Origin of the sequence: Flavobacterium zepuense (assembly GCF_007097145.1) — a bacterium.
GTDB classification, from domain to species: domain Bacteria; phylum Bacteroidota; class Bacteroidia; order Flavobacteriales; family Flavobacteriaceae; genus Flavobacterium; species Flavobacterium zepuense.
On the sequence record NZ_VJVZ01000007.1, the window covers coordinates 121,497 to 134,700 of the forward strand.

Sequence of the window (13,204 nt, forward strand, 5' to 3'; positions counted from 1 at the left end):
TTTTTTCTATTTTTTGAGTTCAAGGCACCCCATGATAAATGGCCCGGTTGCCTTGGCATCGTTATCGCGAATGCGTTCAGTTACATAGTACTCAAAACTGCCGTCACGGTATGGTGTACCCCCTAAACCTGCTACAGCACAGCACTTTGTGAGCTTTAATGTGCCATCGGCATTTTCAACTATCAGGTTGTCCATCAGCCCGTTATAGGCTTTTTCGGCCACTTTTTTGTATTTGGTATCTATATATCCCTTATTTACCGCCTTTGCATATGAATACATAAACATAGACGACACCGAAGCCTCCAGGTAATTACCTGATTGTGAACCTTTATCGACAACCTGGTACCATAAGCCGGTTTTATCCTGGTAACGGGTAAGTGTCTCTGCTAATTCTCTGACCATACGTAGCAATTCAGGGCGTTTCGGGTGATTTTCAGGTATATAGTCCAATGTATCTACCAGTGCCATGTACCACCAGCCTATACTTCTGCCCCAAAAATTAGGCGACTGCCCTGTGGTTGGGTTGGCCCATTTTTGGGTCTTGCTTTCATCCCAGGCATGGTAATACAGGCCGGTTTTTGCATCATAAGTATGCTTAGCGCATATAAGAAACTGGTTTACAACATCATCCGTGAGTTCCGGTTTATTAAAGGTTACTGCATACTGCGCAAGAAATGGCGACCCCATGTACAGGCCATCCAGCCATATTTGATGCTGATAGATAAGCTTATGCCAAAAGCCGCCCTCCAGCGTGCGCGGGTGGTTGCGCATCTGCTCTACCAGCCTGTCCATCGCCAGTTTATACTTGTTATTACCGGTTTGCTTATACACATCAAAAAGTACCTTACCGGCGTTAACGTAGTCAATGTTATAGGTTTCAGGCTTATACAAATGGATCTCACCCTTATCGTTAATAACGGTATCAGTCCATTTGGTTACGTAATCCAGATATTTTTTATCGTTGGTAGCGTTCCACACCTTTAGCAACGCCAGGCAGCCAAGCCCTTGGGAATAACCAAAATACAGCCGGCTACCATGGTCTAACTGCCACGCCTGTGGAAAACGTTTCATCTCAGAATCAGCAAATTGTATAGCCGTCTTTTGAGCTTTTAAACCCGGAGTTACAAACAGCAATACGGCGAATATTAAAAAATATTTCCTCATAATACTCTAATTATTAAGGCATTGGTTTGAGGCCTTCCCAAACTACGTTCCACATACCATCTTTAGGGAAACCGGGATTTGTAACTGTGTTGCCGTCCCATCCGGCGCACATCATGGCCACTGCGGCAAGCAGCCCCCCATTACCCGGAAGGTACACCCGTAGCCGCTCATCCTGGTAGTTGTGCCCGTTTATTAAATAGGTATTGGTGCGTTTATCCATAAGCAGTGCGCCAACAGCTTTGTCGGGCTCGCCCATTCGCGCGGCGCTCATGGCTACCATTGGGTAATCCCAGCCCCAGGTTTCATCCCAGTTCCAGTTATCCCAAATCCAGTTCAGGGTATTTTTCATGACCTCCGGCTTTGCTAATCTGCTTTGCGGCAGTATGCCTAATGCCCCTAAAACAGCGGGATGGTCTGACGTAAAGCGGATATCAGTATAGGTATTCAGGGCATCTTCCGAAGCCAGATACAAACCATCTTTAGCGGCAAGCGGTGATAGTTTTTTAATAAGGTCGTCCCATTGCGGGTTACGTTTTTGCCCCATACGCTCCCTCCACTGTTGCGCCACCTGCATGGCATAGTGCCAATAGGATAGCTCAAAAGGTGGATTGATAGTCTCTGAAGCTTTAAGGGTTTCCTGTGCCGCGATGATACCTTTTAAAACATAACGATCCTTAACCTTATCATAATCAGCGAATGAGGCCATAAATTCGGCGGTTTGCTGCACGAGGAAGTTATACTTCTCCAAGACCTCTTTATTGGGCTTATTCCTGTAAATAAGCTCTGACATGTATATAAAATGGGGCTGTTGCCAAATGAGGAACGACCCCACACCCGATGGCGCTTCCTGTGCGGTAGGATCGGTCATTTTCATCCAACGAATGCCTTTAAACCCCTGCCTTTCTGCAATTTGCTTTGCTATTGGGTAGGCTGTAGTGTACCAGTCCATACTGCGTTCCAGCAAATCGGTACGGTTCCATAAGGCAAAATGGGCAGCATGCCACCAGTGCATTTCGAGATGGAATTTTCCGAACCAACTGTTATATGTAAGCCCCGTTTCCTGCGGTGGGTATTTACCAGCCGACTGTATTGCCATTAGGTATTGCGACAGTATAACGCGGCGTTCCAGCTCCTTGGCTCTTGCATCGGTACATTTTGAAAAATCTACAGCGGCACCTTTTTGCCAGAACATATTCCAATACGTTGATGTTGCAGCATAGGTTTCATGAATTTTAGTTGTAGTTACAGCAGGTGCTTTTTCAGTAAACGTACAGGTAAACGAGAATTGGTCGCCTTGTAGCGAAAGAATAAAGTAATGCGCCTCTTTTTGTTGCAAAACTGCTTTACCATCATATTTTACTGATACATAGTACACTGTAGTATCTAATGTTCGTTTGAATACAAATGAATGTTCATCCTGAGAAATGATTTCAGTTTTATGTTTTGAAGCTGAAGTCCAGTCAGTTGCATCATCGGTATGTTTACCTGTGGGATACGGAAAGCGAAAATTCACCTTTAACTGCTTTTTGGCGATAAGCCCTGATTTAATAGTGACTGCTAATTGGTCGAGCACAGGGTGTACAGCCGTTTTGACTGAAACCGCCTCATCTTCAATTGTATAGTTGCTTTCTATCAACCCATTCCACAGGTCAAGCTGTTGGTCTATATTAATGATCTCCTGTATATCTGCCGGTTTACCATTGCCCTTAAGTAGCTCAAGGCCAACATACCCCAAATGCAGCCTGTGAAGGTTTGCCCTGAAATAATCAGCCGCTTCCTGCTGCCTGCCCGGCTCCTTAAACTGAACGGCATATGGCTCTTCCTTATCTCTGAAGTTGTAGTTTTTTAAAGCTTCTTCGCGCTTAAAGCCCTTAGTATCAGGAAAACTATGCCATCCACATTGCGATTGTGTACCTAAAGGCACACCACTGGCATAAAGCGCTGGGAATGTTTGCAGCCCGGTGGCATCTACAGTATAGGCAAAATTACCGTTACCTACTGATAATGAGGATAGTTTATCAAACTGCCTTATGTGCGGATTGTTTCTTTTTACCAATGCCTGCCTGTCAATCTTAGCTGTAGTTTGCGCACTAATTGATAGCGAACAAAAGGCCAGCAAACAGAAAAACATTTTCTTTATATTCTTATTCATAACAGCCTGTTTTTAAACTATTCAGCTTTTATTTTAACATTTTTTAAAACCACATTGTTAATGGTTTTTACCTTTTCTTCAGCACCATTTTTAGATCTAATTGCCACATTTTCAAAGGTAAAATCCTTTAATTCGTACTTGTCGGATTCGGCAATATCAAAGCCAACCTTACAGTCCAGCTTTATGTTTTTCATGGTTATATTTTGCGCATAAGACATTAAAGGTTCTGTACGGCCTTTTAAATCAAAGAATTGCGTCCACGGTTTGATGCTGATCAGGCTTCCTGCATCTCCGGTAATATCTTCAACCAAAATGTATTCATACAGCTGTGGCGTATCAGGCCGTATTTTAAGGTGCAGTGTTTTTTCGGCCTCATGAAGTTTGCATCGCCTGAAGATAACATTGTAATTATGAATGGATTCGCTACCGCAGGTTAACGCGCTGTGGCAAAATCCGTACTCGTTATCCTCTATGATAATGTTGCGGTTTTCGCCATTATTTCCGTCATTATCGGCATATGGGCCTTTGCCGCCTTTTAGGGCAACGGCATCATCATTAACAGACATATAGCAGTTTTTAATGAGGAAATTGGTGCATACATCAATGTCCACAGCATCGGTGCTTGGGGCTTTTACAGGGGCTTTAGGCGAGGTAATGCGAAGGTTTAAAAGCTTAACATTATGGCATTTATAAAAATGGGTGGTCCAGAATGGAGAGTTCTTTAAGCTAATACCTGATATCTGAACATCCTTACTGTTTGACACATACACCAGCCGCGGGCGCATTTCATCTTTATTAGTACACTTGGGATTAAATTCCCTGCGCAGCCAAAAGGCTTTCCAGTAGCGCAACCCATTACCATCTATAGTACCTTTACCACTCATACTGAATCCGTTAACCCCATCGGCATTTACAAGTGCGGGGAAATATTGGCATGTTTCCCCCTCCATACGGGTAGTAATCACTGGGAAGTTACTAATATCATCGCTGCCTTTAAGCACTCCATCTTTTTCGATGTAAAGGTGCGTGCCCTGCTTAAAAAAGAGCGCTCCGCTAAGGTAAGTGCCTTTAGGTATGATGATTACGCCACCACCAGCCTGCGCCGCCTTGTCTATCACTGCCTGTATTTTAACTGTCTGAACCAGGGTACTATCGGTGCTAACCCCATGATCTGTGAGCTTATACTGTTTACCTAAGGTGTTTATGTTGGTGGTCTCTGTTTTCCTGAACCACTCCGGTATTGTTGTGCCATCAGGAAACGTATCCTGAGCGTTAACTACACTGGTAAACAGTAATATGACAAACAAAAACTTGTGGATATATAGTGATTGAAAGCGTTTCATAATGGCAGCTATTTAGGAGTATAGAATGTAAATTTATTCTCATACCAGCTAAAAACTGTCCTGCCTTGTCCTGAAATTTTGAATTAGTAACAATTTTATTCAATTATTACTATGAAATTGATAATATAATCAGAAATACTTAAATTATTATTGCTTTGTTTCAGGTAATACTGTATATGGCAGCGCTACATCCTTAGTTTTCAGGTAGATAAAGTCAAGACACACGCCTTGGTCTATCATGTAAATGGTTAGGGTGTGATTATCCTTTTTAGTTAAATTGACTGCTAATGAGGCTGTTGCCAAATTACTCAAAACATTCTGTTTCCAGGTTTCGCTCCTGTCAAATGTCTGGAAATTAACTATTTGCACGGGGTTATCGTCCCATTGCACGCCTATCTTGACCTTGTGCTTATTAGTTAGCGGATGCGTGGGCAACACCGCCACAATCAGCTCGGCAGTGCTTGTAACCGTCTCTGTAATAAAAACATACGATAGTTTTGGGTGTGTTTTGACATTTAAGGTGTCTAAAGGCAAGGCGTTTAAAGGTGTTGCCTGCATGAGTTCTCCACTATAGCCTAAGTTATTTATTTTAAACCACTTAAAGCCATTACCACCCTGCTTTTGGATATAATTTTTAGCATAGGCCACTGCAAAGCCGTTCTTTTCGTAAACGGAATTTTCAGGTTGGTTTTCGGTAGGATAACGGGCGATATTTATTTTTACAGGATAGGCTTTTTTGCCCAATTTTAACACTGATATTTCACTTTCGGACTTCGAGTTAGCGTATTTTTTCCAATCAATTTTAAACTCGATGCGCTCCTGCAAAAAATTGGTGGCGGAATTTAACGTCCCCTCTTTTTTTGACACCAAAATCCATTTTGGTAAATCGTGTAACTTCCATTTTACGATACCCTCTTTTTTTAAAAATACATCTATAAAATAGGTATCGTTAAAACCTGCATAAAATGTGGGCAACGCTCGGGGGGTACCATTACATCCCTCAATTTTAAAGCCGGCAACCTCTTTTGCATCATAATTGGCAAGTGTAATTTCTGGTTTATTAAAAACCGGCAGGTCGCGGGGGGCCAAACTCATCATGTGGTTCCATTTGCCGTTAGCAAGAACGCGGTTGTATTCATCGGTCAGTTTACCAATGCTGTCATAGGCTGTTAATGACATGTTTTTGTACGCTGCCGCTACAAGGCGTTCATCTTCATTATATTTAAGCGCTAAATCCCTATACAAGTGCTTATAATTCATAAACATAGCACCCTTTACAGGATACTGCACCAACTGAAAGTAAGCATCTTTATATTCTTGGGGCACTATGCGGTACACGCTATCAGCAGAAGCGCCTAACTTGGTATAATCGTTAATACGCGTATGTACCTCATCGCCAAAGGCAAATGGATTGTAAGCCGTTGTAGTAACCTTTGTGGTAGGTTCGGTCTGGCTCCAACCCATATATTCCGGTTTTCGCTCATAGGCCAGCGTGTAATACCGCTTTTTAATGGCCGTAATACCTTCCCCAAGCTCATTCCCAAAAATGCTACTGTAAAAATCAGCCGTGTGCTGCTGCACATAGTCCTCTTTTAAAAAGGGCGTAATATCATACGCCATATCTAAAAACAACTGGGTATCATACTCTCCCGGCTTAATATCGCCCACATTAACGATCCATATTTTGTTGGCATTGGTATGGTACGCCTTCAGCATCTCCTCGGCTATCAGCTCCGGCGGCGTGGTACACAGCCACAAATAATCGTGTGGCCTGCCCCAGTAGGATATGTGGTAGTACACCCCTGCCCCGCCCGGCCGCAGCTGCTCCTTCGCATTGCTCAACTGGCGAATATAACCGTAATTATCATCGGTCCATACCAGGGTAATATCTTCGGGCAACTGAATACCGTGTTCGTATAGTTGTAATACCTCTTTATACACGGTAAACACCTGCGGCACTTTAGCGGCAGGCATGCCCAGGTTGCGCTGCAGCATATCACGTTGGTCTTTAATTACATTAGCCAGTACGGCAGATGCCTCCTCAATGCCCGATACCCCCTCCATACCGCTATCGTGCACGCCGCGCATACCTATTGTGTAACTGGCCTCTAACCCTTTGGCTTCTTTAACCCGTTGCTCCCAATAGTCGGCAACGCGTTTTTTATTGCTCTTATAGTCAAATTTGCCAAAGCCCTCCTTCCATTCGTCTACATTGTTGCGCAGCATGGGTTCTGCGTGCGATGTACCCACAACTATATTGTACAGCTTAGCCATTTCAACATTGCCCGGATAGTAAAAAAACGCCTTGGTAGAAGGGTGCATGGCCGGCCAGATGGCATTGGCTTTTAGCCGAAGCAGCAGCTCAAAGATCTTAGCATAGGTTTTAGGGCCTATATCGGACGGATCTTTTTCAAAGGTTTTTGCCGCCCAGGGCTGCAGCCCCCAGTCTTCATCATTTAAAAATATACCGCGGTACTCAACCGTAGGCTGGTTAGAAAAATAGGGCTTTGACGGGATGTTGAGTGCCGACTGCTTTTTTACAGGTACATCTGCCCACCAGTACCAAGGGTTTACGCCTATTTTCTCCGAGAAGTTAAAAACTCCAAAAGCTGTTCCGCGTGCATCGGTACCGGCAATAATAAAGTTTTTATGACCATCCTTAACCGAAACACCCTGGTAAAAACTCTCCTTTTGGTTCAGGAACCTTTGCGGCACAACATCGGTTACATACGATCTTATGAATGCTGAATTAATGTTACCTATCAAAATAGCATCGCTACCAACCTGTTTGCTAAACGGCTTCACCGATGGCTTTGTGCCGGTAACCCGCTCTATATCCTCTGCCAGCAGATGTGCGGCGAGAGAATCTAACGCTGTGCCTTTATCATCATAAATAATGGCTACTGCCTTGGTGCCGTCAAAAATTGAAAAGGAAGCGTTGTCTTGCCCTTTACTCATGCAAAACCAAAACAGGGCCACTATAAGTATATATTTTTTCAACACTATTTATTTAATTATTAATTGGTTGTGAGGCATCTTTACAAATATATAATTACACTAACTGTTAAGCATCCTGTACCTACTTGGTTGGCTGTCCGGGCATCCCGTCTCTGCCTTGCTCAACATCAAAAAGTAAAGGCAGGACTATACTACTACCACCTCTTTCAAAAAAAATCAGGGTAATTTTATTCTAAAGTAAAAAATAAATTACGAAAACGTTATATTAAAAAGCCTTAGTGTTTACTGAACTTTCCTAATATTTTCTTAATTAAAAATCAACTAAAACGTTGTAAGCATCCTGCAAAAAAATTTAAATGGCAGGATAGTACAGGATATGTGGCTATAGGCAAAGAGTAATTTTACTGTGAAATATGAAAATTAAACAGCAAAAAATTATGTATTTATGAAAAAAACTACGATGCAATTATTTTTAAGATTTTTGGTAGTGCTTGTAGTGCTCTTACCTGCTGCTGCATTTGCACAAAGCAAGACTGTACAGGGAACCGTGCTTGATGCCACCAACACCCCCATACCCGGTGTAAGCGTGGTTATAAAAGGTACTGCTAAAAGTGCGGCTACAGATATTGATGGTAAATTTGCCATAGAGGCTAACCAGGGAGATGTTTTAGAAATATCTTATATAGGGATGAAAACCCAGCAAATTACCGTGACAGATAAGGCAGATTATTCGGTTACTTTAGCCGATGATGTTGCAGAATTGGAAGAAGTGGTAGTTGTAGGATACGGTCAACGAAAAAAATCTGACGTAACGGGCTCCATCGTGAGTGTTAGCGCTAAAGAACTAAAATCAAGGCCGGTAAATAACGCACTTGAGGCCATGCAGGGTAAAGCGGCGGGTGTAGATATTACATCAAGCCAGCGCCCGGGTACACTTGGAGCCATTACCATTCGTGGTGCGCGCTCACTTAGTGCCTCTAATACGCCACTGTATGTGGTAGATGGTATTCCGCTAATTAGCGGTGGTATAGAGAATATTAATCCGCTGGATATTGAGGCAATAGACATCCTTAAAGATGCATCATCTACAGCCATTTATGGTTCAAGGGGTGCTAATGGTGTTGTTATTGTTACCACTAAAAAAGGTAAGGCAGGCAGGTTTACCGTTAGCCTTAACTATGCTACTACGATAGAAAGACTGGTAGACCTTGCACCAAGCATGAACGCGTCTGACTATATAACTTTTAGGCGTTGGGCCAAGTATTACCAGGACCCTAACGTTTTCCCAAGGGGAGACCAGCCTAATTTGGATAACGATTATGCTATATTTTTAGGCTCGCAGGATCCTAACTCATGGGCTAACATAGAAAAAGGGTGGGAAACCGGAACGTGGGACGGAAGCAAAGTAAAATCGACCGACTGGACCGATTATGTTACCCAAACCGGTATTACTAACCAATACTCACTAAACGTGGGTGGCGGTACAGAAAAAGCAAGGGCTTTTGGATCTTTTGGTTACCTTGATAACAAAGGTACCGTTATAGGCCAGCAGTTTAAGCGTTACACATCTAAGGTAACTGTAGATCTTAAACCTACCGACTGGTTCTCTTTTGGAGGTAGTATGAACGGAAGCTATGGTGTTGTAAACTTTGGCCAGTCTACCGAAGGGCGTAACGGCCTTGTTAATACCAACGGCCTGTATGAATCGGCTAAAGCAGTATATTCATATGCGGTACCGTATGATGAAAATGGCGAAAGGATACTGTTTCCCGGTGGTGATGATGCTGTAAAAACAATTATAGATGAAAGGAAATACTCTAACGATGAGCGTTTAAACACCCGTATTTTTGGTAGTTTTTACTCTCAGATAGATTTTGGCGGATTCTCAAAATTCTTTGATGGCCTTAAGTACAGGGTAAACTTTGGCCCGGACCTTTCTTTCCAACGCAACGGCCTTTACCTTGATGCTAATTCGGTTGTACGTAGCGGCTCAAGTTATGCGTCATTGTATAAAGATCAAAGAATGTCGTACACCTTAGAGCATTTGTTATTTTATACCAAACAACTTGGTGAAAAACATAACCTTGACCTTACCGTAGGGCAAACCGAAACAAAATACCGTATTGAAACCAGCAATATGGCTGCGAACAACATACCATATGCTCCCAATTTATGGAATGCCCTTACGTCATCTAACGTAGCGCTTTCATCATTTGGCTCTAACCTTATAGAAAACCAGATACTTTCTTACTTAGGCAGGGTAAATTACAATTATAACGATCGTTATAATCTAACCATGTCGGGCCGTTTTGATGGTGCCTCGCAGTTGGCAGATGGTAACAGATGGGCATTCTTCCCAAGTGCGGCTGCAAGCTGGGTTATCAACAAAGAAAGTTTCCTTGCCGATACCCAATGGATAAACCAGTTAAAACTTCGCTTTGGTGTTGGTACAACGGGTAACTCTGCTATAGATGCTTATGCCACACAAGGGCCTGTAAGCTCTATTTATTATCCAACAGGCAGTACACTAATACCGGGTACCACACCCAGCAGCATACTGGCAAACCAGGAACTTAGCTGGGAAAAAACAACGCAATACAACCTTGCTACAGAATTTTCGTTTTTCAATTCAAGGGTAAGCGGTGCGTTAGATTTTTATAGCTCTAAAACAAAAGACCTTTTATTACAGCAGCAAATTACATCGGTAAACGGCTATCCTTTAACCTATGCTAACGTTGGGGCTACTAAAAGCAGCGGTGTAGAGCTTACCCTGAACACGGTAAATATTGAAACCGAAAAATTCAGGTGGTCTACCTCTTTTAATGGTCAATACCAAAAAAATGAGATAACCGCCCTTGCTAATGGTGTAGAAAAAGACCTTGTTAATAACTGGTATGTTGGCGAGCAATTAGGTGTTATTTATGGCTATAAATCAGATGGTTTATGGAAACCGGAAGATGCAGAACAAATGGCATTATTTAATGCTAACGGTAATAGCTTTGAAGCAGGACAGACCAAACCTGTAGATCTTAACGGCGATAATAAAATTGATGCCAATAATGACCGTACTGTAATAGGAAGCACCCAGCCTAAATTTGTAGTGGGGCTTACCAACAGCTTTAAAATTGGTAATTTTGACCTTGATATTTTCCTTTACGGAAGGCTGGGCTACAAATATAACACCGGTGGTGAGCATCAGGGTGGCCGTTTTAATCAGAGGGAAATTAACTATTATACCGAGAACAACCAAAACGCCGAATGGCAAAGGCCGGAATTTACTGCCGGAACTGCCGACCCGTATTATGAGGCTTTAGGTTACAAAGACGGATCGTTCCTTAAAATAAGGACCATATCTTTAGGCTATACATTCCCTAAAACATTAACCGACAAGTTGAAAATAAGTGGCCTTAGGATATATGTACAGGCGCTTAACCCCGGTACCATATACTCTAAAGTAGACTGGGTAGACCTGGATGTTAACGCCAGGTACTTTAACAGGGGCTTTACAACAGGTATTAACTTTGATCTATAATATTAAAAATTAGCTACAATGAAAATATATAATAAACGATTAATGTTTGTAAACCTTGCTGCGCTTATGCTGGCAATGGGTACATTACAATCCTGCCATGACGAATTTCTGGATGAAGAGCTAACTACCGCCAGGGGTAATGATTATTATGAAACCGAAGACGGCATAATATCCCTGTCTATAGGGGCTTACCAGCGTGTACTTGCACAGCCTTTTGGTAACGAACTGCAATATGTTACTACTAACTACGGTACCGATGAATTTACCATAGGTGGAGACGACTCTAACGGTACATGGAACAGGTACAATGCTAACCTGCAGTCTATAGTGCCGCTAACCAACTCTAATACCGTTGGTGCCGACTGGCAGTGGGATTACCTGTACATTGGTGTTAATATTTGTAACCGCATTATTATAAATGCTACCGAGATACAATCTACCAACCCCGCTGTAAAAGAGGTTGCGTTGGGCGAAGGCTACTTTTTCCGTGCGTTTAGTTACCTGCGACTTGTAAGCCAGTATGGTGGCGTGCCTATTAAGCTTACGGTAAGTACCGCGCCGGAGGTTGAATTTACCCGTGCCACACCTGCCCAGGTATACGACCAGATAATAGCCGACTTTAACCAGTCGCTTGCGTTGCTGCCCGATGGCGGCGGCCCATCTAAAGTTACTAAAGATGCTGCAAGGCATTACCTTGCAAAAGCACTCCTGTCACGCGCCAGCGAAATTAACGATTCATGGAACAGCGCTACTAAAGTGGCCGACCTTAACCAGGTTAAAACATTGTGCGACCAGGTAATTTCCAGCCACCCTTTGGCAACAAATTTTGGCGACCTGTGGAAATTTACAGCACCTAACGGTGCCAGCGAAACGCTACCGGAAATTATCCTTTCGGCACAATTTACAAACGACCTTGCATCTTCATCTGTCAACATTCACCACATGATGTTTACATCTAAATATGATGATTTACCGATGATGAAAAGGGATCTTACAGGTATGCGCCCGTACACCCGCCTTGCCCCTACGTATTTTACCTATGAGGCTTTTGATGTTGTTAACGATTCACGCCTTTGGAAAAGTTTCCGTACCAAGCACCGCCTAAACAACGCATCGGGTGATTATTACACCAATGGCGACTTAGGTATTATGTACATTATTAACGATAAGGATGACACCTCTTTTGCACAAAGAAAATACAACAATGTAATTACCTATGCAGCCACAGGAAAAACCATTCCAAGTGTGTACGTTGCACATTCTACAAGTGGCGAGTTACTTTTAGCCGAACCGCGTTTCCCATCATTATCAAAACATTATGATGCATCACGTATAGGTGTAAACGAAACCCGTGGTTTTAGAGATGTAACTCTTGCACGTTCGGCAGAAACTTACCTTATGGCAGCTGAAGCAGAGATAAGGCTGGCCTCAGTAGGCTCAGGATCATACGCAACTGCATTGACTTATATTAACGCCGTGCGTGAGCGCGCTGCCTATAAAGATGGTGAAATTCGTAGTGAGTATACCGATGGTGGCGCAGCCTATACCGCATCTACAGCGCCATTTAACGTTAACGAACGCTCGTACATGCCCGAAAACTCCTACTACGAGTCTACACATATATCGCCAACAACAGCTGCTACCGTGCTTACAGTTTCAGATCCCGGCAACCTGCCTGATGAAGATCTTGACATTATTGCAACTTTAGGTATATCAGGAGAATATAACAGGATGCTTTGCTTCCTGCTTAACGAGCGCACAAGGGAACTTTGCGGCGAGTACCACCGTTGGGAAGACCTTTCAAGGACTAAGACCTTAGAGAGCCGCGCAAGGGCTTATAACGCCTCTGCTGCGCCAAACATACAGGAACATCATAACCTGAGGCCAATACCGCAAACATTCCTTGACCTTATTTTTAGTAACGGAAGCCCGCTTACCCCAGAACAAAAACAGGCAATGCAAAATCCGGGTTACTAATAAAAGGATTTAAGATTTAAGATTTCCGAACATCGGACATCCGACCCCGGACTTTCGGCCTTAGACTTTAAGACTATC

At 43.0% G+C, this 13,204-nt stretch carries 6 protein-coding genes; 2 read left to right on the top strand and 4 right to left on the bottom strand.

What is annotated here, in order from left to right; translation table 11 throughout:
• Window positions 1–6 precede the first annotated feature (6 nt).
• From FMM05_RS11970 to FMM05_RS11985, 4 genes are all read right to left on the bottom strand, one after another.
• The gene (locus tag FMM05_RS11970) at window positions 7–1,164 is read right to left on the bottom strand and encodes a glycoside hydrolase family 88/105 protein (protein WP_143373619.1); all 1,158 of its coding nucleotides are present in this window, start codon (window positions 1,162–1,164) and stop codon (window positions 7–9) included.
• 13 nt (window positions 1,165–1,177) lie between these two features.
• Window positions 1,178–3,316: a hypothetical protein gene (locus tag FMM05_RS11975; RefSeq protein ID WP_185965578.1), complete on the bottom strand. Its 2,139-nt coding sequence runs from the start codon at window positions 3,314–3,316 to the stop codon at window positions 1,178–1,180.
• 17 nt (window positions 3,317–3,333) lie between these two features.
• Window positions 3,334–4,659: a rhamnogalacturonidase gene (locus tag FMM05_RS11980; RefSeq protein ID WP_143373620.1), complete on the bottom strand. Its 1,326-nt coding sequence runs from the start codon at window positions 4,657–4,659 to the stop codon at window positions 3,334–3,336.
• A 147-nt stretch (window positions 4,660–4,806) separates the two neighbouring features.
• A complete protein-coding gene (locus FMM05_RS11985) occupies window positions 4,807–7,659 on the bottom strand; it encodes a glycosyl hydrolase 115 family protein (protein WP_143373621.1) in 2,853 nt (950 codons plus the stop codon).
• 403 nt (window positions 7,660–8,062) lie between these two features.
• On the opposite strand from FMM05_RS11985, the gene FMM05_RS11990 reads away from it, so the two are divergent.
• Both FMM05_RS11990 and FMM05_RS11995 read left to right on the top strand, forming a co-directional pair.
• Window positions 8,063–11,149 (top strand): SusC/RagA family TonB-linked outer membrane protein, encoded by a 3,087-nt coding sequence (locus FMM05_RS11990; protein WP_143373622.1) that lies wholly within the window; start codon window positions 8,063–8,065, stop codon window positions 11,147–11,149.
• An 18-nt stretch (window positions 11,150–11,167) separates the two neighbouring features.
• Entirely contained in the window at window positions 11,168–13,126 is a 1,959-nt protein-coding gene (locus tag FMM05_RS11995) for a RagB/SusD family nutrient uptake outer membrane protein (protein WP_143373623.1), read from the top strand.
• The last annotated feature ends 78 nt before the right edge of the window (window positions 13,127–13,204 follow it).